Source organism: Streptomyces echinoruber (assembly GCF_014651135.1).
Lineage (GTDB): Bacteria > Actinomycetota > Actinomycetes > Streptomycetales > Streptomycetaceae > Streptomyces > Streptomyces echinoruber.
In genome coordinates this window covers 394,065-418,256 of sequence record NZ_BMWH01000001.1, presented here as the reverse complement: position 1 = coordinate 418,256, position 24,192 = coordinate 394,065, and the positions used below count along the sequence as shown (strand labels likewise).

At 72.4% G+C, this 24,192-nt stretch carries 19 protein-coding genes; 18 read left to right on the top strand and 1 reads right to left on the bottom strand.

The genetic code is table 11. The features are described 5' to 3' along the window. The first annotated feature begins 1 nt into the window (after window position 1). From IE225_RS01685 to IE225_RS01620, 14 genes are all read left to right on the top strand, one after another. Window positions 2-1,957, top strand: coding sequence for a peptidoglycan D,D-transpeptidase FtsI family protein (locus tag IE225_RS01685; protein ID WP_308432429.1), 1,956 nt, complete (start codon window positions 2-4; stop codon window positions 1,955-1,957). A gap of 225 nt (window positions 1,958-2,182) precedes the next feature. Next, the gene (locus tag IE225_RS01680) at window positions 2,183-3,730 is read left to right on the top strand and encodes a UDP-N-acetylmuramoyl-L-alanyl-D-glutamate--2,6-diaminopimelate ligase (RefSeq protein ID WP_190055442.1); all 1,548 of its coding nucleotides are present in this window, start codon (window positions 2,183-2,185) and stop codon (window positions 3,728-3,730) included. A 28-nt stretch (window positions 3,731-3,758) separates the two neighbouring features. Next, window positions 3,759-5,165 carry a UDP-N-acetylmuramoyl-tripeptide--D-alanyl-D-alanine ligase gene (locus tag IE225_RS01675; protein WP_190055441.1) on the top strand — a complete coding sequence of 469 codons (1,407 nt, stop codon included), beginning with the start codon at window positions 3,759-3,761 and terminating at the stop codon, window positions 5,163-5,165. Then, the gene (mraY, locus tag IE225_RS01670) at window positions 5,165-6,256 is read left to right on the top strand and encodes a phospho-N-acetylmuramoyl-pentapeptide-transferase (protein ID WP_190055683.1); all 1,092 of its coding nucleotides are present in this window, start codon (window positions 5,165-5,167) and stop codon (window positions 6,254-6,256) included. Before IE225_RS01675 ends, mraY begins: the two co-directional genes overlap by 1 nt. After that, a complete protein-coding gene (gene murD / locus IE225_RS01665) occupies window positions 6,238-7,671 on the top strand; it encodes a UDP-N-acetylmuramoyl-L-alanine--D-glutamate ligase (protein WP_190055440.1) in 1,434 nt (477 codons plus the stop codon). The genes mraY and murD overlap by 19 nt, the downstream gene beginning before the upstream one ends. Window positions 7,672-7,761: 90 nt before the next feature. Beyond that, the gene (gene ftsW / locus IE225_RS01660) at window positions 7,762-9,102 is read left to right on the top strand and encodes a putative lipid II flippase FtsW (protein ID WP_190055439.1); all 1,341 of its coding nucleotides are present in this window, start codon (window positions 7,762-7,764) and stop codon (window positions 9,100-9,102) included. Window positions 9,103-9,108: 6 nt separating this feature from the next. Continuing rightward, complete coding sequence (murG, locus tag IE225_RS01655) at window positions 9,109-10,206, top strand: undecaprenyldiphospho-muramoylpentapeptide beta-N-acetylglucosaminyltransferase (RefSeq protein ID WP_190055438.1); 1,098 nt, start codon at window positions 9,109-9,111, stop codon at window positions 10,204-10,206. Between the two features lie 167 nt (window positions 10,207-10,373). Then, the gene (locus IE225_RS01650; protein WP_190055437.1) at window positions 10,374-11,174 is read left to right on the top strand and encodes a cell division protein FtsQ/DivIB; all 801 of its coding nucleotides are present in this window, start codon (window positions 10,374-10,376) and stop codon (window positions 11,172-11,174) included. A gap of 278 nt (window positions 11,175-11,452) precedes the next feature. Then, a complete protein-coding gene (ftsZ, locus tag IE225_RS01645; RefSeq protein WP_190055436.1) occupies window positions 11,453-12,649 on the top strand; it encodes a cell division protein FtsZ in 1,197 nt (398 codons plus the stop codon). A gap of 10 nt (window positions 12,650-12,659) precedes the next feature. Beyond that, window positions 12,660-13,388, top strand: a complete 729-nt coding sequence (gene pgeF, locus IE225_RS01640; RefSeq protein ID WP_190055435.1) for a peptidoglycan editing factor PgeF — start codon at window positions 12,660-12,662, stop codon at window positions 13,386-13,388. Window positions 13,389-13,393: 5 nt separating this feature from the next. Next, window positions 13,394-14,113, top strand: a complete 720-nt coding sequence (locus tag IE225_RS01635) for a YggS family pyridoxal phosphate-dependent enzyme (RefSeq protein WP_190055434.1) — start codon at window positions 13,394-13,396, stop codon at window positions 14,111-14,113. A 127-nt stretch (window positions 14,114-14,240) separates the two neighbouring features. Next, complete coding sequence (locus tag IE225_RS01630; RefSeq protein ID WP_190055433.1) at window positions 14,241-14,882, top strand: cell division protein SepF; 642 nt, start codon at window positions 14,241-14,243, stop codon at window positions 14,880-14,882. A gap of 56 nt (window positions 14,883-14,938) precedes the next feature. After that, window positions 14,939-15,229 (top strand): YggT family protein, encoded by a 291-nt coding sequence (locus IE225_RS01625; protein WP_190055432.1) that lies wholly within the window; start codon window positions 14,939-14,941, stop codon window positions 15,227-15,229. A 52-nt stretch (window positions 15,230-15,281) separates the two neighbouring features. Next, window positions 15,282-16,376 carry a DivIVA domain-containing protein gene (locus IE225_RS01620; protein WP_190055431.1) on the top strand — a complete coding sequence of 365 codons (1,095 nt, stop codon included), beginning with the start codon at window positions 15,282-15,284 and terminating at the stop codon, window positions 16,374-16,376. A gap of 273 nt (window positions 16,377-16,649) precedes the next feature. Here IE225_RS01620 and ileS read toward each other — a convergent pair whose 3' ends face one another. Next, window positions 16,650-19,787, bottom strand: a complete 3,138-nt coding sequence (ileS, locus tag IE225_RS01615; protein WP_190055430.1) for an isoleucine--tRNA ligase — start codon at window positions 19,785-19,787, stop codon at window positions 16,650-16,652. A gap of 924 nt (window positions 19,788-20,711) precedes the next feature. On the opposite strand from ileS, the gene IE225_RS01610 reads away from it, so the two are divergent. The 4 genes from IE225_RS01610 (at window position 20,712) to IE225_RS01595 (ending at window position 24,076) form a co-directional block, all read left to right on the top strand. Then, window positions 20,712-21,581, top strand: a complete 870-nt coding sequence (locus IE225_RS01610; RefSeq protein ID WP_373303122.1) for a TraR/DksA family transcriptional regulator — start codon at window positions 20,712-20,714, stop codon at window positions 21,579-21,581. Between the two features lie 93 nt (window positions 21,582-21,674). Beyond that, the gene (lspA, locus tag IE225_RS01605) at window positions 21,675-22,364 is read left to right on the top strand and encodes a signal peptidase II (protein ID WP_190055429.1); all 690 of its coding nucleotides are present in this window, start codon (window positions 21,675-21,677) and stop codon (window positions 22,362-22,364) included. A gap of 273 nt (window positions 22,365-22,637) precedes the next feature. Beyond that, window positions 22,638-23,582 carry an RluA family pseudouridine synthase gene (locus tag IE225_RS01600; RefSeq protein ID WP_190055428.1) on the top strand — a complete coding sequence of 315 codons (945 nt, stop codon included), beginning with the start codon at window positions 22,638-22,640 and terminating at the stop codon, window positions 23,580-23,582. Next, on the top strand, window positions 23,579-24,076 hold the full coding sequence (locus tag IE225_RS01595; protein ID WP_190055427.1) for a GNAT family N-acetyltransferase: 498 nt from the start codon (window positions 23,579-23,581) through the stop codon (window positions 24,074-24,076). Before IE225_RS01600 ends, IE225_RS01595 begins: the two co-directional genes overlap by 4 nt. The last annotated feature ends 116 nt before the right edge of the window (window positions 24,077-24,192 follow it).

The window sequence follows — 24,192 nt, the reverse complement described above, 5'->3', positions numbered from 1 at the left end:
AGTGTCCGACAGGCAACCGCCGCGCCGCCGCGTGCCCGGACCCGCCCGGCCCGTCCGCCCCGGCGGGCAGCAGCGCCGCCCCGGCGCCGGCGCACGCCCGGCCCGCCGCCCCGCCCCGGCCCGCCCCGCGGCCCCGCGCCCCCTCAAGCTGGGCAGCCCCCGCCCCCGGCTGCGCCTGGTCGGTCTCGCGCTGACCCTCGTCCTGCTGGTCTTCGTCGTCCGGCTGCTGCAGGTGCAGGCCGTCGACGCCGGCGCGTACGCCGCCCGGGCCGAGCGGAACCGCTACGTCGTGCACACCCTCCCCGCCGAGCGCGGCGAGATCACCGACCGCAACGGCGTGGCCCTGGCGACCAGCGTGGACGCGTACGACATCACGGCCGACCCGACGATGTTCACGCGCAAGCAGCTGAAGACCGGCGACGGCCCGCAGCAGGCGGCCGCGCTCCTCGCGCCGATCCTCGGCCAGGACCAGGCGGAGCTGACCCGGAAGCTGCAGACGCCCCACACCCGGTACGTGCTGCTCGCGCGCCGCCGGACCCCGCAGGTGTGGAAGCAGATCCAGGACCTGAAGACGGCGCTGGCGAAGAAGGCCGAGACGGACAAGTCCACCCCCAACGTCCTCGCCGGCGTCTTCTCCGCCCCCAGCAGCAAGCGGGTCTACCCCAACGGCGACCTCGCCGCCGCGCTGCTGGGCTGGGTCAATGCCGAGGGCAGGGGCGGCGGCGGCATCGAGCGGCAGTGGGACAAGCAGCTGGCCGGCAAGGACGGCAAGGTCCGCTATGTCCAGTCCGGCGGCCGCGAGGTGCCCACCGCCGGCTCCACCGAGACGCCCGCCGTGCCCGGCAGCGACGTCGAGCTCACCATCGACCGCGACATCCAGTGGGCCGCGCAGAACGCCCTCACCGAGCAGGTGGAGAAGTCCAAGGCCGACCGCGGCTACGTCATCGTGCAGGACACCCGCACCGGTCAGATCCTCGCCATGGCCAACGCGCCCGGCTTCGACCCCAACGACCTGTCCAAGGCGGACCCGGCCGCCCTCGGCAACGCGGCCGTGCAGGACGCCTACGAGCCCGGCTCCACCGCCAAGGTCATGTCGATGGCCGCCGTCCTGGAACGGGGCGTGGCCACGCCCCTCACCCACGTCGTCGTGCCCAACCGGCTGCACCGCGGCGACCGGCTCTTCCAGGACGACGTCGACCACGCCACCTGGTACCTGACGCTCAACGGCGTGCTCGCCAAGTCCAGCAACATCGGCACCATCCTCGCCACCGGCCAGCTCGGCAGGACCCAGGCGCAGGCCAACCGGGTCCTCTACTCCTACCTGCGCAAGTTCGGCATCGGCAGCTACACCGGGCTCGGCTTCCCCGGCGAGACCAAGGGCATCCTGGCGCCGCCGGAACGGTGGTCCACCTCGCAGCAGTACACGATTCCTTTCGGCCAAGGCATGTCGATCAACGCCCTGCAGGCCGCGTCCGTCTACTCGACCATCGCCAACGGCGGCGTCCGTGTCGAGCCGACTCTGGTGCGCGGCACCAGAGGGGCCGACGGACACTTCACCCCGGCGCCGGAACCCGAGAAGACCAGGGTCGTCGGCGCCAGGACGGCCCGGCAGCTCGCCGAGATGCTGGAGTCCGTCGTCGACGACGAGGAGGGCACCGGCACCAAGGCCCGCATCCCCGGCTACCGGGTCGCGGGAAAAACCGGTACCGCCAACCGAGTGGATCCGGCCACCGGCCGCTACCACGGGTACACGTCGTCCTTCGCCGGTTTCGCCCCCGCCGACAAGCCCCGCGTCACGGTCTACTGCGCCATCCAGAACGCCACCCGGGGCAGCTACTTCGGCGGCCAGATCTGCGGCCCCGTCTACAAGCAGGTGATGGAGTTCGCGCTCAAGACCCTGCAGATCCCGCCGACCGGGACGAAACCCGCGAAACTGCCCGTCAGCTACTCGCCCTGACTGGGCGCCCACCGGCCCCGACGGGCACCCGCGCGCCCCGACGGGCACCGCCGACCGGCCCGCACCGCACCGACGACCCAGGAACAGCCCGTGACGACCATCACCCCCGATCTTGGGAACCACGGCACCTCCAGCCCCTCGCTTCGCTCCGGGGCCGGTGCGCCCGGTACGCTCACCGCCGTGCCACACGCTGATCAGTCCCACACCACCCAGAAAGGCGCTTCCGTGACATATCCGGGACCGCCGCGACCGGTACAGGTCTCCGCCACACCCCTCGCGGAGCTCGCCGATCAGCTGGGTGTCACCGCACCGGAAGGCAGCACGCAGGACGGCGCGGGAGGTGGTGCGACCGGGGTCACGGGCATCACCCACGACTCGCGCGCGGTGCGCCCCGGCGACCTGTACGCCGCCCTGCCCGGCGCCCGCGCGCACGGCGCCGACTTCGTCGCGCAGGCGGCCGGCCTGGGCGCCGTCGCGGTGCTGACCGACCCGGCCGGCGCCGAGCGCGCCGCCGCCACGGGCCTGCCGGTGCTGGTCGTCGACGACCCGCGCGGACGGATGGGCGAGCTGGCGGCCGCCATCTACGGCCACCCCGGACGCGACCTGCTGCAGATCGGCATCACCGGCACCTCCGGCAAGACCACCACCGCCTACCTCGTCGAGGGTGGCCTGCGGACGGCGAAGAAGACCGGCCTGATCGGCACGGTCGAGATGCGCGTCGGGGACGAGCGCATCAAGTCCGAGCGCACCACCCCCGAAGCCACCGACCTGCAGGCGCTGTTCGCCGTCATGCGCGAACGCGGCGTCGAGGCGGTCGCCATGGAGGTCTCCAGCCACGCCCTCGTGCTCGGCCGCGTCGACGGCTGTGTCTTCGACGTCGGCGTCTTCACCAACCTCAGCCCGGAGCACATGGAGTTCCACTCCGACATGGAGGACTACTTCCGGGCCAAGGCGCGGCTGTTCACACCGGAACGCAGCAGGCGCGGCGTGGTCAACGTCGACGACGAGTACGGCCGCCGCCTCGCCCGGGAGGCCACCGTCCCGGTCGTCACCTACTCCGCCGAGGGCCGCCCCGACGCCGACTGGCGCGCCGAGGACGTCCGGATCGGCCCCATCGACTCGACGTTCACCGTGCTCGGCCCGCACGGCGAGCGCATCGCCGCCCGGTCGCCGCTGCCGGGCCCGTTCAACGTGGCCAACACCCTCGCCGCGATCGCCGCCCTGGCCACCGCCGGGCTCGATCCGCAGGCCGCCGCCGACGGCGTCGCCGCCGTCCCCGGCGTGCCGGGCCGCCTGGAGCGCGTGGACGCCGGGCAGCCCTACCTCGCGGTCGTCGACTACGCCCACAAGACCGACGCCGTCGAGTCGGTCCTGAAGGCGCTGCGCAAGGTCACCGAGGGCCGGCTGCACGTCGTCATCGGCTGCGGCGGCGACCGCGACCGCAGCAAGCGGGCGCCGATGGGCGCCGCCGCGGCGCGGCTGGCCGACACGGCCGTACTGACCTCCGACAACCCCCGCTCGGAGGACCCGCTGGCGATCCTCGCCACCATGCTGCAGGGCGCGGCCTCGGTGCCCGCGCACGAGCGCGGCGAGGTGCTCCTCTTCGAGGACCGGGCCGCCGCGATCGCCGCGGCCGTCGCCCGCGCGCAGCCCGGCGACACCGTGCTGGTCGCCGGCAAGGGCCACGAGCAGGGCCAGGACATCGCCGGTGTGGTCCGTCCCTTCGACGACCGCCAGGTGCTTCGCGAAGCAATCCAGAAGACCCAGGGATGAAAACCCGGAAGACCCAGGGGATGAACTTGTGATCGCCCTCTCCCTCGCCGAGATCGCAGACGTCGTCGGCGGGCAGACGCACGACATACCGGATCCCTCCGTACACGTCACCGGGCCGGTGGTCCGGGACTCCCGGGAGGTGGGACCCGGCAGCCTGTTCGTCGCCTTCGCCGGCGAGCGCGTCGACGGCCACGACTTCGCCCGCGCCGCGGTCGAGGCGGGCGCCGTCGCCGTGCTGGGCACCCGCCCGGTCGGTGTGCCCGCCGTCGTCGTCGACGACGTCCAGCGCGCCCTCGGCGCCCTCGCCCGCCATGTCGTACGCCGCCTCGGCGCCACCCTCATCGGCCTGACCGGCTCGGCCGGCAAGACCAGCACCAAGGACCTCATCGCCCAGGTGCTGCAGCGCAAGGCGCCGACCGTGTTCACGCCGGGCTCGCTCAACAACGAGATCGGGCTGCCGCTCACCGCGCTCAGCGCCACCGAGGAAACCCGGTTCCTGGTGCTGGAGATGGGCGCCCGCGGCATCGGCCACATCCGCTACCTCACCGGCCTGACCCCGCCGCGGATCGGCGTGGTGCTCAACGTCGGCTCCGCGCACATCGGCGAGTTCGGCGGCCGCGAGCAGATCGCCCAGGCCAAGGGCGAGTTGGTCGAGGCGCTGCCGGAGGACGGCACCGCCGTCCTCAACCTCGACGATCCCTACGTCCGCGCCATGGCCTCCCGTACGAAGGCGAAGGTGGTCTTTTTCGGGGAGTCCGACGAAGCGGACGTTCGCGCCGAGAACGTGCGACTCACGGACAGCGGACAGCCCTCCTTCACCCTTCACACACCCTCCGGTGCAAGCACCGTGACCCTGCGCCTGTACGGTGAGCACCACGTGTCGAACGCGCTCGCCGCGGCCGCCGTCGCCCACGAGCTGGGCATGTCCGCGGAAGAGATCGCCACCGCGCTCTCGGAGGCGGGCTCCCTCTCCCGCTGGCGGATGGAGGTCACCGAGCGCCCGGACGGCGTGACGGTCGTCAACGACGCCTACAACGCGAACCCCGAGTCCATGCGGGCCGCCCTGCGGGCCCTGGTGGCCATGGGCAAGGGGCGTCGTACGTGGGCGGTGCTCGGCAAGATGGCCGAGCTCGGGGACGAGGCGCTCGCCGAGCACGACGCGGTCGGACGGCTCGCCGTCCGGCTCAACGTCAGCAAGCTCGTCGCGGTCGGGGGCAGGGAAGCGTCCTGGCTGCAACTGGGCGCATATAACGAGGGTTCGTGGGGTGAGGAGTCGGTGCACGTGTCCGACGCACAGGCGGCGATCGACCTGCTGCGCAGCGAGTTGCGCCCGGGAGACGTCGTCCTCGTGAAGGCGTCGCGGTCGGTCGGACTCGAGCGGGTGGCGCAGGCGCTGCTCGAGACCGGTGCCGAGGGTGAGGTTGCCGCCCGATGATGAAGCAGATCCTGTTCGCAGGAGTCATTGGTCTGTTCCTCAGCCTCGTCGGCACCCCGCTGCTGATCAAGCTGCTGGCCCGCAAGGGCTACGGGCAGTACATCCGCGACGACGGTCCGCGCGAGCACCACAGCAAGCGCGGTACGCCGACCATGGGCGGCATCGCCTTCATCCTGGCGACGGTCGCCGCGTACTTCCTGGCCAAGGTGATCACGGGCTACCTGGACGAGGAGGCGGACGCGGCGCCGACCTTCTCGGGCCTGCTGGTGCTCGGCCTGATGGTGGGCATGGGCCTGGTCGGCTTCCTCGACGACTACATCAAGATCGTCAAGCGTCGTTCGCTCGGTCTGCGCGCCAAGGCGAAGATGGCCGGCCAGCTCATCGTCGGCATCGCCTTCGCGGTGCTGTCGCTGCAGTTCGCGGACAACCGCGGCAACACGCCCGCCTCCACGAAGCTGTCGTTCATCACCGACTTCGGCTGGTCGATCGGCCCGGTGCTGTTCGTGGTCTGGGCGCTGTTCATGATCCTGGCGATGTCCAACGGCGTGAACCTGACGGACGGTCTGGACGGCCTGGCCACCGGCGCCTCCGTCCTCGTCTTCGGCGCCTACACCTTCATCGGCGTCTGGCAGTTCCAGGAGTCCTGCGCCAACGCGCTCACCCTGACCAACCCCAACGCCTGCTACGAGGTGCGCGACCCGCTCGACCTCGCGGTCGTCGCCTCCGCGCTGATGGGCGCCTGCCTGGGCTTCCTGTGGTGGAACACCTCCCCGGCGAAGATCTTCATGGGCGACACCGGCTCGCTCGCCCTCGGCGGCGTGCTCGCGGGCCTGGCGATCTGCTCGCGCACCGAGCTGCTGCTGGCGCTGCTGGGCGGCCTGTTCGTGCTGATCACCATGTCCGTGGTGATCCAGGTCGGCTCCTTCCGCCTGACCGGCAAGCGCGTCTTCCGGATGGCGCCGCTGCAGCACCACTTCGAACTCAAGGGCTGGTCCGAGGTCCTGGTCGTGGTCCGCTTCTGGATCATTCAGGGCATCTGTGTGATTGTCGGACTGGGCCTCTTCTACGCGGGATGGGCGGCGGACAAGTGACCGACGAGCAGGACATCCACTGGGACGGCAAGCACGTCACCGTCGCCGGACTCGGCGTCTCCGGCGTCCCGGCGGCCAGGGTCCTGCACGGCCTGGGCGCGCGCGTGACGGTCGTCAACGACGGCGCCGACGAGCGCGCCCGCGCCCAGGCCGCCGAGCTCGAGGCGCTCGGCGTCACCGTCCGCCTCGGCGACGGCGACACCCTGCCCGAGGGCACCGAGCTCGTCGTCACCGCCCCCGGCTGGCGGCCGGACAAGCCGCTGTTCACGGCGGCCGCGCGGGCGGGCGTGCCCGTCTGGGGCGACGTGGAGCTGGCCTGGCGGCTGCGCCGGCCCGGCGCGGCGCCCTGGCTCGCGGTCACCGGCACCAACGGCAAGACCACCACCGTCCGGATGCTCGCCGCCATCCTCCAGGCGGCGGGCCTGCGCACGGCCGCCGTCGGCAACATCGGCGTCTCCCTCCTCGACGCCGTCCTCGGCGAGGAGCCGTACGACGTCCTGGCGGTGGAGCTGTCCAGCTACCAGCTGCACTGGGCGCCCTCCCTGCGCGCCCACTCCGCCGCGGTGCTCAACCTGGCCCCCGACCACCTCGACTGGCACGGCTCCATGGAGGCCTACGCCGCCGACAAGGGCCGCATCTACGAGGGCAACAAGGTCGCCTGCGTCTACAACGCCGCCGACAAGGCCACCGAGGACCTGGTCCGGCAGGCGGACGTCGAGGAGGGCTGCCGCGCGATCGGCTTCACCCTGGGCACCCCGGCCCCCTCCCAACTCGGCGTCGTCGACGGCCTCCTGGTCGACCGCGCCTTCGTCGAGGACCGCCGGCGCAACGCCCAGGAGCTCGCCGAGGTCTCCGACGTCCACCCGCCGGCCCCGCACAACATCGCCAACGCCCTCGCCGCCGCGGCCCTCGCCCGCGCCTTCGGCGTGCCCGCGCAGGCCGTGCGCGACGGTCTGCGCGCCTTCCGGCCCGACGCCCACCGCATCGCGCACGTCGCCGACGTCGGCGGCGTCGCCTGGGTCGACGACTCCAAGGCCACCAACACCCACGCCGCGCAGGCGTCGTTGGCGGCCTACGAGTCGGTCGTGTGGATCGCCGGCGGCCTGGCCAAGGGCGCGACCTTCGACGAACTGGTCGCGACCTCGGCCAAACGGCTGCGCGGCGTGGTCCTGATCGGCGCCGATCGCGCGCTGATCCGCGACGCCCTGGCGCGACACGCCCCCGAGGTCCCCGTCGTCGACCTCGACCGGACCGACACTGGGGCGATGCGCGAGGCTGTCCGGGAGGCCCAGCGGCTCGCGCGGCCGGGCGACACCGTCCTGCTGGCCCCGGCCTGCGCCTCCATGGACATGTTCGCCAACTACAACCAGCGCGGTGACGCGTTCGCGGAGGCGGTTCGCGAACTCGGCGCCTGACCCGGCCGCCTGCCGGGCGACCTTGGGAGGGACGCGTGGGACCGGTGAGCCGGACGTACCCGGTGGGGCCGACGTACGGCGGGGGCGCCGATGCCCGGTAGCCGTACCGGCCGCCCGCCCGTGCAGCGCACCGTGCGGCGGCCCGCCGTCTCCCGCGCCCCGCGGGAGAACCCGGTCCGCCGGCTGCACATGCGGCTGCGCCGCGCCTGGGACCGGCCGCTGACCGCCTACTACCTGATCTTCGGCGGCAGCCTGCTGATCACCGTGCTGGGCCTGGTGATGGTCTACTCGGCCTCCCAGATCACCGCGCTGCAGATGTCGCTGCCCGGGTCGTACTTCTTCCGCAAGCAGCTGCTGGCCGCGGTCATCGGCGGCGGCCTGCTGTACGCCGCCTCGCGGATGCCGGTCAAGCTGCACCGGGCGCTGGCCTACCCGATCCTGGCGGGCGCCGTCTTCCTCATGGCGCTGGTGCAGGTGCCGGGGATAGGGATGGCGGTCAACGGCAACCAGAACTGGATCTCGCTGGGCGGCTCCTTCCAGATCCAGCCCAGCGAGTTCGGCAAGCTCGCCCTGGTGCTGTGGGGCGCCGACCTCATGGCGCGCAAGCAGGACAAGAAGCTGCTCACCCAGTGGAAGCACATGCTGGTGCCGCTGGTCCCGGTCGCCTTCCTGCTGCTGGGACTGATCATGCTCGGCGGCGACATGGGCACCGCGATCATCCTCACCGCGATCCTGTTCGGCCTGCTGTGGCTGGCCGGCGCGCCCACGCGGCTCTTCGTGGGCGTGCTGTCGCTGGCCGCCGTGATCGGCGTCGTCCTCATCCAGACCAGCCCCAACCGCCTGGACCGCTTCGCCTGCGTGGGCTCCACCGACGTCACCAGGTGCTGGCAGGCGGTGCACGGCATCTACGCCCTGGCCTCCGGCGGGCTCTTCGGCTCCGGCCTCGGCGCCAGTGTGGAAAAATGGGGCCAACTCCCCGAAGCCCACACCGACTTCATCTTCGCCGTCACCGGTGAGGAACTGGGCCTGGCGGGAACGCTGTCGGTGCTGGCGCTGTTCGCGGCTCTAGGCTATGCGGGCATCCGCGTGGCCGGACGCACGGAGGACCCCTTCGTTCGGTATGCCGCGGGAGGCGTGACCACCTGGATCACGGTCCAGGCCGTGATCAACATCGGTGCGGTGCTCGGCCTGCTGCCGATCGCCGGCGTCCCGCTCCCGCTGTTCTCCTACGGGGGATCCGCCCTGCTGCCGACCATGTTCGCCATCGGGCTGCTGATCGCCTTCGCGCGCGACGAGCCCGCTGCGCGGGCCGCGCTTGCGATGCGGCAACCCCGCTTTGGTAGAAAGCGGACCGGGGGCCGTGAGGGGTCCCGGAGATGGAACACGATGCGACGGCGCGCCACGGCGGCGCGCACGTCCGGAGAGCGGTGAATTTCGGTGCATGTCGTACTCGCCGGCGGGGGCACCGCGGGCCACATCGAGCCCGCGCTCGCCCTCGCGGACGCCCTGCGCAGGCAGGACCCGACCGTGGGGATCACGGCCCTGGGCACGGAGCGCGGCCTGGAGACCAAGCTCGTGCCGCAGCGGGGCTACGAGCTGGCGCTGATCCCGGCGGTGCCGCTGCCCCGCAAGCCCACCCCTGAACTGATCACCGTCCCGGGCCGGCTGCGCGGCACGATCAAGGCGGCCGAGCAGGTCCTGGAGCGCACCAAGGCGGACGTCGTGGTCGGCTTCGGCGGCTACGTCGCCCTGCCCGGCTACCTGGCCGCCAAGCGCCTGGGCGTGCCGATCGTCGTCCACGAGGCCAACGCCCGTCCCGGCCTGGCCAACAAGATCGGCTCCCGGTACGCCAGCCAGGTCGCCGTCGCCACCCCCGACAGCAAGCTGCGCAACGCGCGCTACATCGGCATCCCGCTGCGCCGCTCCATCGCCACCCTGGACCGGGCAGCCGTGCGCCCCGAGGCCCGCGCGGCCTTCGGCCTCGACCCCAACCTGCCCACGCTGCTGGTCTCCGGCGGCTCGCAGGGTGCCCGCCGCCTGAACGAGGTGACCCAGGCCGTCGCGCCGTACCTGCAGCAGGCCGGCATCCAGATCCTGCACGCGGTCGGCCCGAAGAACGAACTGCCGCAGGTGCACCAGATGCCCGGCATGCCCCCCTACATTCCGGTAAGTTACCTGGACCGGATGGACCTCGCGTACGCCGCGGCCGACATGATGCTCTGCCGCGCCGGCGCGATGACCGTCGCCGAACTCTCCGCCGTCGGCCTGCCGGCCGCCTACGTCCCGCTGCCCATCGGCAACGGCGAACAGCGGCTGAACGCCCAGCCGGTGGTGAAGGCCGGCGGCGGACTCCTCGTCGACGACGCGGACCTCACGCCCGAGTGGGTGCAGCAGAACGTCCTGCCCGTGCTCGCCGACCCGCACCGGCTGTACCAGATGTCCCGCGCCGCCGGAGAGTTCGGCCGCCGGGACGCCGACGAACTGCTCGTCGGCATGGTGTACGAGGCGATCGCCGCCCACCGTGCACACCACTAGTCATCGCATCGGCTGGCCATCGCATCGGCTAGTCATCGCATCGGCTGGCCATCGCATCGGCGAGTGAGCCGAAGGGGCGCGCCGGAGCCGGGAGGGCGAGCACGGCCGGCCTCCCGGCTCCGGCGGGGGCGCCCCGGAGGCGGGCCGAGCCCAGGAAAGGAGCGCGCGTGGCCGGACCGACGACCGCCGAGCGGGGCGAACGCCAGCAGGACTCCTCCGGCCCGCCCCCGCGGCGGCGCCCGGGGCTGCCGCGGCGGCGCACGCTCGTCCTGCTCGCCGCCGCAGCCGTGCTGCTGGCCGGCGCCACCGCCTGGCTGCTCTACGGCTCTCCGTGGCTGCGCGTGCGCCACGTGTCCGTCTCCGGCACGCGGGTCCTGACGCCCGGACAGGTCCGGGAGGCCGCCCGGGTGCCCGTCGGCGCCCCGCTCGCCTCGGTCGACACCGGCGCGATCGAGACACGTCTGCGCCGCGCCCTGCGCCGCATCGACTCCGTCGACGTGGTCCGCGCCTGGCCGCACGGCATCGGCCTGAAGGTGACCGAGCGCACCCCGGTGCTGGTGACCCGGCAGGGCGGGAGTGGCGGATACGTCGAAGTGGACGACGAGGGCGTGCGGTTCGCCACCGTCGCACGGGCGCCGCAGGGCGTCCCCCTGCTCGCCCTCGACACCTCCCGGCCCGGTTCGGCCGCCGCCAGCCTGCGCCGCTTCGGCCGCGACGCGCTGGTGCGCGAGGCGGTGGCGGTCGCCGCCCGACTCCCGGACGCCGTCGCCCGCGACACCCGGCGGGTCAGGGTGCGCTCCTACGACGACATCGAGCTGGAACTGGGCGGCGGACGCACCGTCGCGTGGGGCAGCGCCGAACAGAGCCGCGCCAAGGCCCGTACGCTCACCGCCCTGATGAAAGCCGCCCCGAACGCCCGGCACTTCGATGTGAGTGTTCCGACCGCTCCCGCGTCGTCGGGGAGTTGACGCACATCCGCGCAGGCCAGCACCCTGGTTGGGCATCGCTATAGCTGATCACATAGGGTGAAAAGAAAAACGGGAGGTTCGGCGTGTTCGTTGAACGGGCGCCACATGTCGACTTAGTGTCCTGTTCGGAAGACTCCAGGGAACAGGCACACTGGTAACCCTAAACTTCAGCGTTAGGGTTCGGGTCGGCGATACGGACCGTCCCATTCGGCATCAGTCGTCGGAGCGCGGAGCACCGTGAGACGGCGACACGTACCTCGAGGCGAGAGGCCTTCGACGTGGCAGCACCGCAGAACTACCTCGCAGTCATCAAAGTCATCGGTGTCGGCGGCGGTGGTGTCAATGCCATCAACCGGATGATCGAGGTCGGTCTCAAGGGCGTCGAGTTCATCGCCATCAACACCGACGCGCAGGCGCTGTTGATGAGCGACGCCGACGTCAAGCTCGACGTCGGCCGCGAGCTCACCCGCGGACTCGGCGCCGGGGCCAACCCGGAGGTCGGCCGCAAGGCCGCGGAGGACCACCGCGAGGAGATCGAGGAGGTCCTCAAGGGGGCCGACATGGTCTTCGTCACGGCCGGTGAAGGCGGCGGCACCGGCACCGGCGGGGCGCCCGTCGTGGCCAACATCGCGCGCTCGCTCGGCGCGCTCACCATCGGCGTCGTCACGCGCCCGTTCACCTTCGAGGGGCGGCGGCGCGCGAACCAGGCGGAGGACGGCATCGCGGCCCTCCGCGAAGAGGTCGACACCCTCATCGTCATCCCCAACGACCGGCTGCTGTCCATCTCCGACCGCCAGGTCTCGGTCCTGGACGCCTTCAAGTCGGCCGACCAGGTCCTGCTCTCCGGTGTCCAGGGCATCACCGACCTCATCACCACCCCGGGCCTGATCAACCTCGACTTCGCCGACGTCAAGTCGGTCATGTCGGAGGCCGGTTCGGCCCTGATGGGCATCGGCTCCGCCCGCGGCGACGACCGCGCGGTGGCCGCGGCCGAGATGGCGATCTCCTCGCCGCTGCTGGAGGCGTCCATCGACGGCGCTCGCGGTGTGCTGCTGTCCATCTCCGGCGGCTCCGACCTCGGCCTGTTCGAGATCAACGAGGCCGCGCAACTGGTCAGCGAGGCCGCCCACCCCGAGGCCAACATCATCTTCGGTGCGGTGATCGACGACGCCCTCGGCGACGAGGTCCGCGTCACCGTGATCGCGGCCGGCTTCGACGGCGGCCAGCCGCCCGCCAAGCGGGAGAACATCCTCGGCTCCACCTCGGTCAAGCGCGAGGAGCCCCCGGCGCCGGTGCGGCCGCCGGAGCGCCCGTCCTTCGGCTCGCTGGGCAGCGTCACGCCGAAGGAGGAGCCCGAGCCCCCGGCCCCGGAACCGGTGACCGAACTCCCCTCCGCCCCGCCGGTCCCGCCGCCCTCCCGGGCCTACACCGACAGCGCGGCCGAGGAGCTGGACGTACCGGACTTCCTCAAGTGATGCTCCTGACGTGACAGGACAGCGTGACAGCGTGAGCGGCGCCCACTTCGCCTTCACCGACCGGTGGGGCGGGGTGAGCGCCGCTCCGTACGAGGAGCTCAATCTCGGCGGCGCGGTCGGCGACGACCCCGGCGCCGTACGGACCAACCGGGAACTGGCCGCCAAGGCCCTGGGCCTGGACCCCGCCCGCGTGGTGTGGATGAACCAGGTGCACGGCGCGGACGTCGCCGTCGTCGACGAACCCTGGGGGGACCGCCCGGTCCCCGAGGTCGACGCGGTCGTCACCGCCCGCCGCGGCCTGGCCCTGGCGGTGCTCACCGCCGACTGCGTGCCCGTGCTGCTCGCCGACCCGGTCGCCGGGGTGGCGGCCGCCGCGCACGCCGGGCGGCCCGGCCTGGTCGCCGGGGTGGTCCCCGCCGCCGTGCGGGCCATGGTCGCACTCGGCGCCGAGCCCGGCCGGATCGTCGCCCGCACCGGACCCGCCGTGTGCGGATGGTGCTACGAGGTGCCGGAGACGATGCGCGCCGAGGTGGCGGCCGTCGAACCGGCGGCGTACGCCGAGACGCGCCGGGGCACCCCCGCGGTCGACGTGAGCGCCGGCGTGCACGCGCAGCTCGACCGGCTCGGGGTGCGCGACCGGGCGCGGTCACCGGTGTGCACCCTGGAGTCGGAGGACCACTTCTCGTACCGCCGCGACCGCACCACCGGGCGGCTCGCGGGCTATGTCTGGCTGGACTGATGGGCATGACGGACCGCAAGGACGAACTCGCCGCGAACCTGGCGAAGGTGGAGCGGCGCATCGCCGCCGCGTGCGCGGCCGCCGGACGGCGCCGGGAGGAGGTGACCCTGATCGTGGTCACCAAGACCTACCCGGCCGAGGACGTGCGGGTGCTCGCCGAACTGGGGGTGCGGCACGTGGCCGAGAACCGCGACCAGGAGGCGGCGCCCAAGGCCGCGGCCTGTTCGGATCTGCCCCTGACATGGCACTTCGTGGGGCAGTTGCAGACCAACAAGGTCCGTTCCGTGATCGGTTACGCGGATCACGTGCACTCCGTCGACCGCTCCCGGCTGGTCGCCGCCCTGTCCAAGGAGGCCGTGCGGGCCGGGCGCGAGGTGGGCTGCCTGATCCAGGTCGCGTTCGACGCCGGCGAGAGCGGGCGCGGGGAGCGCGGCGGCGTATCGCCCGAGGGGATCGAGGAGTTGGCCGCGCAGGTCGCCGAGGCTCCGGGGCTGCGGCTGGACGGGCTGATGACGGTCGCCCCGCTCACCGGAGCGTACGCGGGGCGGCCCCGGGCGGCATTCGATCGGCTGATGGATTTGTCGACCGACCTGCGCAGGGCTCATCCGGCTGCCACCATGGTCTCGGCAGGAATGAGTGCGGACCTCGAACAGGCCGTGGCGGCCGGGGCGACACATGTACGCGTCGGCACCGCGGTACTCGGAGTCCGCCCCAGGCTCGGGTAACGTCGCCAAGAAGTCGGACCACAGCAGAAAATATGGTCAATGCCCCGCAAGGCGGCACAACGACCTCGTGGATCGCGGGCACTTGGCAGTCGTCAGCCGATCCACCACAGAGCGGAGGACTCAGAGCATGGCCGGCGCGATGCGCAAGATGGCGGTCTACCTCGGCCTCGTGGAGGACGATGGGTACGACGGCCGGGGATTCGATTCCGACGACGACTTCGAACCCGAACTCGACCCGGAGCCCGAGCGGGACCGCCGCCGGCCCGAGTCGTCGCACCAGTCGCACGGTTCGCACCAGCCCCAAAGGGACGAACCGGTGCGAGTCGTGCAGCCGCCGGCGCCCCGCGAGCCGGTCTCCCCGGCCGCTTCGCTGCCGGCGGAATCGGGCCGTCCGGCGCGCATCGCGCCCGTGGCATCCATCACACAAGAACGCCAGAGCCTGGAGAAGAACGCGCCGGTGATCATGCCCAAGGTCGTGTCCGAACGAGAGCCCTACCGGATCACGACGCTGCATCCGCGGACCTACAACGAAGCCCGTACCATCGGGGAACACTTCCGTGAGGGCACCCCGGTGATCATGAATCTGACCGAGATGGACGACACCGACGCGAAGCGACTCGTCGACTTCGCGGCCGGTTTGGTGTTCGGCCTCCACGGCAGCATCGAGCGGGTGACGCAGAAGGTGTTCCTGTTGTCGCCTGCTAACGTCGATGTCACGGCGGAGGACAAGGCCCGCATCGCAGAGGGCGGGTTCTTCAACCAGAGCTGAGACTGAGACGCACGACTGGAACACAGTACGGAACAGGGGAGAGGGAAGCACGAGCCATGGGCGTGTTCGCACAGGTGATCTGGATCGCCCTGACGGTGTTCCTCATCGTGCTCATCTTCCGGTTGGTCATGGACTATGTGTTCCAGTTCGCCCGCTCGTGGCAACCCGGCAAGGCGATGGTGGTCGTGCTGGAGGCCACCTACACTGTCACCGATCCACCGCTGAAGCTTCTGCGGCGGTTCATCCCGCCGCTGCGTCTCGGGGGCGTGGCGCTCGACCTGTCCTTCTTCGTACTGATGATCATCGTCTATGTCCTCCTCTCCATCGTGGGCAACCTCGCGAGGTGACAGTGGACGATACGGTCTTGCCGACTGCCGACGACTACGTTGAGGTGAAGAGATGCCATTGACCCCCGAGGACGTGCGGAACAAGCAGTTCACGACCGTCCGCCTCCGAGAGGGCTATGACGAGGACGAGGTCGATGCCTTCCTCGACGAGGTCGAGGCCGAGCTGACCCGCCTGCTCCGGGAGAACGAGGATCTGCGCGCCAAGCTGGCCGCCGCCACGCGTGCCGCCGCGCAGAACCAGCAGAACATGCGCAAACCCCCGGAGGGCCAGGACCAGCAGCAGGGCATGCGCGGTCCCGGTGCTCCGGTCCCCGCCGGGATATCGGGCCCGCCGCAGCAGCAGATGGGCGGCCCCATGGGTGGTCCGCCCCAGCTGCCGAGCGGTGCCCCGCAGCTGCCCGCCGGTCCCGGTGGCCAGGGTCCGCAGGGCCCCGGCCAGATGGGTCCGGGTCCGATGGGCCAGGGCCCGGGCCCGATGCAGGGTCAGATGGGTCCGGGGCCGATGGGCGGCCCCATGGGCGGCCCCGGCCTGCCCGGTCAGGGCCCCGGCGGCGACAGCGCCGCCCGTGTCCTGTCGCTGGCCCAGCAGACCGCCGACCAGGCGATCGCCGAGGCCCGCGCCGAGGCCAACAAGATCGTGAGCGAGGCCCGTTCGCGTGCCGAGGGCTTGGAGCGGGACGCCCGCGCCAAGGCCGACGCACTGGAGCGGGACGCGCAGGAGAAGCACCGCGTCGCGATGGGCTCCCTGGAGTCCGCCCGCGCCACGCTGGAGCGCAAGGTCGAGGACCTGCGCGGCTTCGAGCGCGAGTACCGCACGCGGCTGAAGTCCTACCTGGAGTCCCAGCTGCGCCAGCTGGAGACCCAGGCCGACGACTCGCTGGCCCCGCCGCGCACCCCGGCCGCCCCCTCCCTCCCGCCGTCCCCGGCGCCCTCCATGGCCCCGGCCGGCGCGGGTGCCCCCTCCTACGGCGGCAACCAGACCATGGGCGGCAACCCCGGCCAGTCCGGCCCGTCCTACGGCGGCCAGCAGCAGATGTCCCCCGCCATGACCCAGCCCATGGCGCCGGTTCGTCCGCAGGGTCCCTCCCCGATGGGTCAGGCGCCCTCGCCGATGCGTGGCTTCCTCATCGACGAGGACGACAACTGAGTCGACCGACAGCAGCAGAAGGTTCTTGAGTACGACTACGCCGTAGGCGTCGGCAGCGTTCAGGGCGCGGCCCCGGGTTCCGATCCGGGGCCGCGCCCTGTTGTGTCCTGTTGCGCCCCGGTGTGCCCTGGTGTGCGGGATGCCGGCCATCGGCTGCCGCGGGTGGGGGCGTTGGGGCCGCGCCCCGGCCGCGGGTCGGCCGTGTCCCGGCAACGGAAAGGCCGGGGGCACCAGGAGAGACTCCCGGTGCCCCCGGCCTTCCGTCCGGGCCGATTACGCCTTGCGCAGGCGGAAGGTCAGCGTCAGCGCCTCGTCGGTGAACGGCTCGCCGTAGGTGCCGTCCGCCTCGCCCTGGGCGAAGTCGGTCGCGAGGACCTCGTCGGCGATCAGCGCGGCGTGCTCGGTGAGCGCGGCGACGGTCGCCGGGTCGGTGGCCGTCCAGCGCAGCGCGATGCGGTCGGCCACGTCGAGGCCGCTGTTCTTGCGGGCCTCCTGGATCAGGCGGATCGCGTCCCGGGCGAGACCGGCGCGGCGCAGCTCCTCGGTGATCTCCAGGTCGAGGGCGACCGTGGCGCCCGCGTCGGAGGCCACCGACCAGCCCTCGCGCGGAGTCTCGGTGATGATCACCTCGTCCGGGGAGAGCGTGATCGTCTCACCGTCGACCTCGACCGACGCCGTGCCCTCGCGCAGCGCCAGCGACAGGGCGGCCGCGTCCGCGGCGGCGATGGCCTTCGCCACGTCCTGGACCCGCTTGCCGAACCGCTTGCCCAGCGCACGGAAGTTGGCCTTCGCCGTGGTGTCGACCAGGGAGCCGCCCACCTCGCTCAGCGAGGCGAGGGACTCCACGTTGAGCTCCTCGGTGATCTGCGTGCGCAGTTCGGGGGCGAGGGAGTCGAAGCCGCTCGCCGCGATCAGCGCGCGCTTCAGCGGCTGGCGCGTCTTGACGCCCGACTCCGCGCGGGTGGCCCGGCCCAGCTCCACCAGCCGGCGCACCAGGGCCATCTGCCGCGACAGCTCCGGGTCGATGGCGGTGAGGTCCGCCTCCGGCCACGAGGAGAGGTGCACGGACTCCGGCGCGCCGGGGGTGACCGGCACGATCAGGTCCTGCCACACCCGCTCGGTGATGAACGGGGTGATCGGCGCCATCAGCTTGGTGACCGTCTCCAGCACCTCGTGCAGTGTGCGCAGCGCGGCCCGGTCGCCCTGCCAGAAACGGCGCCGGGAGCGGCGCACGTACCAGTTGGACAGGTCGTCGACGAAGGCCGACAGCAGCTTGCCGGCGCGCTGGGTGTCGTAGCCCTCCAGCGCCTGGGTGACCTGGTCGGTCAGCGCGTGCAGCTCGCTCAGCAGCCAGCGGTCCAGCAGCGGCCGGTCGGCCGGGGCCGGGTCGGCCTCGCCGGGGGCCCAGCCGGCGGTGCGGGCGTACAGGGCCTGGAAGGCGACCGTGTTCCAGTAGGTCAGCAGCGTCTTGCGGACGACCTCCTGGATGGTGGTGTGGCCCACCCGCCGGGCCGCCCACGGGGAGCCGCCGGCCGCCATGAACCAGCGCACCGCGTCCGCGCCGTGGGTGTCCATCAGCGGGATCGGCTGCAGGATGTTGCCCAGGTGCTTGGACATCTTGCGGCCGTCCTCGGCCAGGATGTGGCCCAGGCACACGACGTTCTCGTACGAGGACTTGTCGAAGACCAGCGTGCCGACCGCCATCAGCGTGTAGAACCAGCCGCGGGTCTGGTCGATGGCCTCGCAGATGAACTGCGCCGGGTAGCGGGACTCGAACAGCTCCTTGTTCTTGTACGGGTAGCCCCACTGCGCGAACGGCATCGACCCGGAGTCGTACCAGGCGTCGATCACCTCCGGCACCCGGGTCGCGGTCAGCTCGCAGCCCTCGTGGGTGCAGGGGAAGGTGACCTCGTCGATGTACGGGCGGTGCGGGTCGAGGCCGGACTGGTCGGTGCCGGTCAGCTCGGTCAGTTCCGCGCGGGAGCCGACGCAGGTGAGGTGTCCCTCCGCGCAGCGCCAGATCGGCAGCGGGGTGCCCCAGTAGCGGTTGCGGGAGAGCGCCCAGTCGATGTTGTTGTTCAGCCAGTCGCCGTAGCGGCCGTGCTTGACCGTCTCCGGGAACCAGTTGGTCTTCTCGTTCTCCTGAAGCAGCCGGTCCTTGATCGCCGTGGTGCGGATGTACCAGGACGGCTGCGCGTAGTACAGCAGGGCGGTGTGGCAGCGCCAGCAGTGCGGGTAGCTGTGCTCGTAGGGGAGGTGCTTGAAGAGCAGGCCCCGGTTCTTCAGGTCCTCGGTGAGCTTCTCGTCGGCCTTCTTGAAGAAGACGCCGCCGACCAGCGGGACGGACTCCTCGAAGGTGCCGTCCGGGCGGACCGGGTTGACCACCGGCAGGCCGTAGGCGCGGCAGACTCTGAGGTCGTCCTCACCGAAGGCGGGGGACTGGTGGACCAGACCCGTGCCGTCCTCGGTGGTGACGTACGCGGCGTTCACCACGAAGTGGGCGGGCTCGGAGAACTCCACCAGCTCGAACGGGCGCCGGTAGGTCCAGCGCTCCATCTCGGCGCCGGTGAAGGTCTGCCCGGTGGGCTCCCAGCCCTCGCCGAGCGCCTTGGCGAGCAGCGGCTCGGCGACGACGAGCTGCTCCTCGCCGTCGGTGGCGACGACGTAGGTGACCTCGGGGTGCGCGGCGACGGCCGTGTTGGACACCAGGGTCCAGGGGGTCGTCGTCCACACCAGGAGCGCGGCCCGGCCGGCGAGCGGACCGGAGGTGAGCGGGAAGCGGACGTAGACGGACGGGTCGACGACCGTCTCGTAGCCCTGCGCCAGCTCGTGGTCGGACAGGCCGGTGCCGCAGCGCGGGCACCAGGGGGCGACGCGGTGGTCCTGGACCAGCAGGCCCTTGTGGAAGATCTCCTTCAGCGACCACCAGACCGACTCCACGTACTCCGGGTCCATGGTCCGGTAGGCGTCGTCGAGGTCGACCCAGTAGCCCATGCGGGTCGTCAGCTCGGCGAACGCGTCGGTGTGCCGGGTCACCGACTCGCGGCACTTGGCGTTGAACTCGGCGATGCCGTACGCCTCGATGTCCTGCTTGCCGCTGAAGCCCAGCTCCTTCTCCACCGCCAGCTCCACCGGCAGGCCGTGGCAGTCCCAGCCGGCCTTGCGGGTCACGTGGTAGCCGCGCATGGTCCGGAAGCGGGGGAAGACGTCCTTGAAGACGCGGGCCTCGATGTGGTGCGCGCCGGGCATGCCGTTGGCGGTGGGCGGGCCCTCGTAGAACACCCACTCGGGGCGGCCCGCGGACTGCTCCAGACTCTTGGCGAAGATCTTCTGCTCGCGCCAGAAGTCGAGCACCGCGTGCTCGAGCGCGGGCAGGTCGACCTGGGCGGGCACCTGGCGGTACGTCGTCATCGAATGTCCTCCGGCGGACTTGCTGCCTTCCGTCGGAGGGACGAGAGCCGTGCGCTCCACGGACGTGCCGTGGATGCCCCGTACGCCGTGTGCGGCGCGCTCCCGCGGTACCACCCTCCTTGGCCCTCCGGCGCCGGGTGCGTACCGGTGGGCCCGCTCATTCGAGTCGCGAAGCCGGTTCTACTCACCCCGGCGGGGCTTTCTTCCGGCGGCTCCGGGGTGATCTTCACGTCGCGCTCGCCCCCGGGCTCCCACCGTCCCCGGGTCGCTCTGGGCTGCGTACGCCGCTACTCGTCCCCATCAACGCTTTTTCGCTCCGCCCAGTGTACGGCGCCGCGCGCACGGCGGCCGATCGGATTTCCCCCCGCTTTTCCCTTCGCTTTTCCTTCCGCGGCGTCCCGCGTTCGCCGCGGGCGCGGGGGCGTCCGGGACGTGCGGCGGGCGGGCGCGGGGTGACCCGAATGGTGTGGTGCGCCGGTCCGGATCCGAGGACGTGCGGCTCGGCGGCATACCCGGCGGGGAGCTGGGCACAACGCATGCAGGCTTGCCGCACGGCACGCGCGGGTGGGGCGTTCCGGGCGGTGTGCCCCGTTGCCGCCGGACTGGAGTCGATTTATCGTCCCAGCACGATTTGCGAGCATGATCACAACAGGTGAAGGGGCCGCGGCCATGGTGGCGAAGAAGACCGCCGTCCAGCAGTCGGCGTCCGGCAGGTCCGAAAGCGCCTCCGGCGGTGCGGCCAGGGACGGGAGAGGGAAGCGGAACACGCAGGGAGGTACGACGACGGCACGCTCCGCGAAGGCGGCGCAGCCGGCGGACCCGGCGAGGCCGGTGCGGGCCGCGCGGGGAGCGGCGGGGGCGGCGGAGACCACCGGGGCGGTGGACGGAAGGGCCGTCGGCCGAAGGGCGGCCGGGGGAAAGGCCGTGAAGAAGGCCGTGGCCGGGAAGGCGGCGGCCGGGAGGACCGCCGTCGGGAGGACCGCCGCCGCGCGGAAGCCGGCGGCTGGGAAGAAAGCGGCCGAGAAGGCCGACGAGAAGAAGGTCGACGAGAAGGCGGCGGGGAAGAAGACGGTCGAGAAGAAGGCGGCCGCCAGGAAGACGGCCGCGGCGAGGACGGCCGCCGGGAAGACCGCCACCGGCAGGCCGGCGGCGGGGAAGGCGGCCGCCGCGGGCGGGGCCGGTGCGGCGGCCCCGGCGGAGGGGGGAGAGGAGAGACGGACCGCGGCGACGGAGGCGGCCGCGAGGAAGACGACGGCCGGGAAGGCCACGGCCGAGAAGGTGGGCGCGGCGCAGGCCGCGAAGCAGACGGGAGCCACGACGGTGGTTGCGAAGAAGACTCCTGGCACGGTCACGGCGGCGGAGAGCGCCGTCCCCAAGGCGCGGGGCACCGCGGTGGAGCCCGGCGACCTCCCGGTGCGTCCGGGGGAGGAACCCTGGACTGTGGAAGAGGTCGCTCAGGCCCGCGCGGAGCTGGAGACCGAGCTGGAGCGGCTGCGGACCGAGATCGCCTCGTCGGAGGCGTCGCTCGCGGGGCTGATGCGGGAATCCGGGGACGGCGCCGGGGACGACCAGGCCGACACCGGCACCAAGAACATCACGCGCGAGCACGAGATGGCGCTCACCGCCAACGCGCGCGAGATGCTCACCCAGGTGGAGCACGCCCTGCAGCGGCTGGACGCCGGCACGTACGGCCTGTGCGAGAACTGCGGCAAGCCGATCGGCAAGGCCCGGATGCAGGCCTTCCCGCGCGCCACGCTGTGCGTGGAGTGCAAGCAGAAGCAGGAACGACGTTAGGCGGCCGCCGGCCGGACGCCTCCTGGGCACGTGGGTGCCGCGGGCCGTGCCGTAGTCTCGTGGTCAGTCGGTCACCTAGGTTGAGGGACTCACGTGGCAGAGGCGGAGCGCATCATCGGTACGCCGGACACCCCGGACGCGGCACGCGACGGGCAGCAGCGGTCCGGTGAGTCCGCGGTGCCCGGCGAGCGGTCCGGGAGCGGCGCGGACCAGGCCCGGGCCGACGGGTCCGGGCCCGGCGGGCAGACGGCGCCGGCGGCGTCCGGCACGGACGCCCGGCAGGCCCCGCGGCCGCGGGGCAGGCGCCGGATCGCGGTGCTGTTCGGCGTGGCCGCCTTCGCGTACGTCCTCGACCTGGTCAGCAAGATCATCGTGGTGGAGAAGCTGGAGCACCGCGCGCCGGTGAAGGTCCTCGGCGACTGGCTGGAGTTCAACGCGATCCGCAACCCGGGCGCGGCCTTCAGCTTCGGGCAGGCCTACACGGTGATCTTCACGGTGATCGCGGCCGCGGTGATCGTCGTCATCGCCCGCCTCGCGCGCAAGCTGTACAGCCTGCCCTGGGCCATCGCGCTCGGCCTGCTGCTCGGCGGCGCGCTGGGCAACCTCACCGACCGGATCTTCCGCTCGCCGGGCGTCTTCGAGGGCGCCGTGGTCGACTTCATCGCGCCCCGGCACTTCGCCGTCTTCAACCTCGCCGACTCGGCGATCGTGTGCGGCGGCATTCTGATCGTGCTGCTGTCCTTCCGCGGCCTGGACCCGGACGGCACGGTCCACAAGGACTGACCCGGCCCACAAGGACTGGCCCGGCCCACAAGGACTGGCCCGGCCCATAAGGACTGGAACCGGCACAAGGACTGCCTGGGCCCCGCGAGGACCGGCACGGCCCGCGAGGACCGGCCGACAGGGCCGCGCGGGACCGGCCGGGGCGGCCGCGGGGCCGGCCGGGAAGGCCGCGAGAGCGACCGGAGGGCCGCGGGACCGGCCGGGGCGGCCCGGCGGACCCGGTCCGGTGGGCGTCCGTGCGGGGCGGCCGGCGCCGTCCGGCATACTCGACGGGTGAGCACGATTCCCGAGATCCGTACCCTGCCCGTGCCCGACGGACTGGAGGGCGAGCGCGTCGACGCCGCCATCTCCCGCATGTTCGGCTTCTCCCGCACGAAGGCCGCGGAACTCGCCGCGGCGGGCAAGGTGCTGGTCGACGGCGCGGTGGTCGGCAAGTCGGAGCGGGTGCGCGGCGGCGCCTGGCTCGAGGTCGAGATGCCGCAGGCGCCCGCGCCGGTGCAGGTGGTGGCCGAACCGGTCGAGGGCATGGAGATCGTCCACGACGACGAGGACGTCGTCGTGATCGTCAAGCCGGTCGGCGTCGCCGCCCACCCCAGCCCCGGGTGGACCGGCCCGACCGTGATCGGCGGTCTGGCCGCCGCGGGCTTCCGTATCTCCACCTCCGGCGCCGCCGAGCGGCAGGGCATCGTGCACCGCCTGGACGTCGGCACCTCCGGCCTGATGGTGGTGGCCAAGTCGGAGTACGCGTACACGTCGCTCAAGCGCCAGTTCAAGGAGCGCACGGTCGACAAGCGCTACCACACCCTCGTCCAGGGCCACCCCGATCCGACCAGCGGCACGATCGACGCCCCCATCGGCCGCCACCCCACCCACGACTACAAGTGGGCGGTCACCGCCGACGGCAAGCCCTCGGTGACCCACTACGACCTCATCGAGGCCTTCCGCTCCGCCTCCCTGCTCGACGTCAAGCTGGAGACCGGCCGCACCCACCAGATCCGCGTCCACATGGCCGCCCACCGGCACCCGTGCGTCGGCGACCTGACCTACGGCGCCGACCCCACGCTGGCCAGGCGGCTGGGCCTGACCCGCCAGTGGCTGCACGCGGTGCGCCTCGGCTTCGAGCACCCCGGCACCGGCGAGTGGGTGGAGTTCGCCAGCGACTACCCCGAGGACCTCCAGCGGGCCCTGGACCAGGTGCGCGAGGAGACCTACGGATGACCCCGCCGACCCCGCCGATCGCGCGCTACACGGTACGCGTCGCCGAGGACCCGGCCGACCGGCAGGCGTGCTTCGCGGTGCGCCGGCAGGTCTTCGTCGTCGAGCAGGGCGTCCCGGAGGACCTGGAGTACGACGAGTACGACGCCCACGACGCCGACACGGTGCACGTCCTGGCGGTGCGCGCGGACGACGGCGAGCCGCTGGGCGCCGGGCGGCTGCTGCACGGACCCGCGGCCGTGGCGAAGACCGGCGCCGACGCCTCCGTGGGCTGTCTGGGGCGGCTCGCCGTCCGCAAGGAGGCCCGCGGCCTCGGCATCGGCGCCGCGCTGGTGCGGGCCGTGGAGGGCGCGGCCCGCGCGCGGGGCCTGAGCGCCGTGGACCTGCACGCCCAGACCCACGCCCTGGCGTTCTACGAGCGGCTCGGCTACGCGGCGTACGGGCCGGAGTTCGCCGAGGCCGGGATACCGCACCGGGCGATGCGCCGCGCCCTGTAGCCGGACAGGTGGCCGAGCGGGCGTCCGGGCGGACGGCCGGGAGGGGGGAAAAGGCTGACAAAGCGGGGTACATGGCAGGCTGGACAACGGCCGTGTGACTGTCGAGACCGCACCGG

Bases quoted from the DNA above. Each gene is read 5' to 3' on its own strand.
- mraY (WP_190055683.1), top strand. From the start codon at position 5,165: ATGAAGCAGATCCTGTTCGCAGGAGTCATTGGTCTGTTCCTCAGCCTC.
- murD (WP_190055440.1), top strand. From the start codon at position 6,238: ATGGGCGGCGGACAAGTGACCGACGAGCAGGACATCCACTGGGACGGC.
- ftsW (WP_190055439.1), top strand. From the start codon at position 7,762: ATGCCCGGTAGCCGTACCGGCCGCCCGCCCGTGCAGCGCACCGTGCGG.
- IE225_RS01635 (WP_190055434.1), top strand. From the start codon at position 13,394: ATGACGGACCGCAAGGACGAACTCGCCGCGAACCTGGCGAAGGTGGAG.
- IE225_RS01630 (WP_190055433.1), top strand. From the start codon at position 14,241: ATGGCCGGCGCGATGCGCAAGATGGCGGTCTACCTCGGCCTCGTGGAG.
- IE225_RS01625 (WP_190055432.1), top strand. From the start codon at position 14,939: ATGGGCGTGTTCGCACAGGTGATCTGGATCGCCCTGACGGTGTTCCTC.
- IE225_RS01620 (WP_190055431.1), top strand. From the start codon at position 15,282: ATGCCATTGACCCCCGAGGACGTGCGGAACAAGCAGTTCACGACCGTC.
- ileS (WP_190055430.1), bottom strand. From the start codon at position 19,787: ATGACGACGTACCGCCAGGTGCCCGCCCAGGTCGACCTGCCCGCGCTC.
- IE225_RS01595 (WP_190055427.1), top strand. From the start codon at position 23,579: ATGACCCCGCCGACCCCGCCGATCGCGCGCTACACGGTACGCGTCGCC.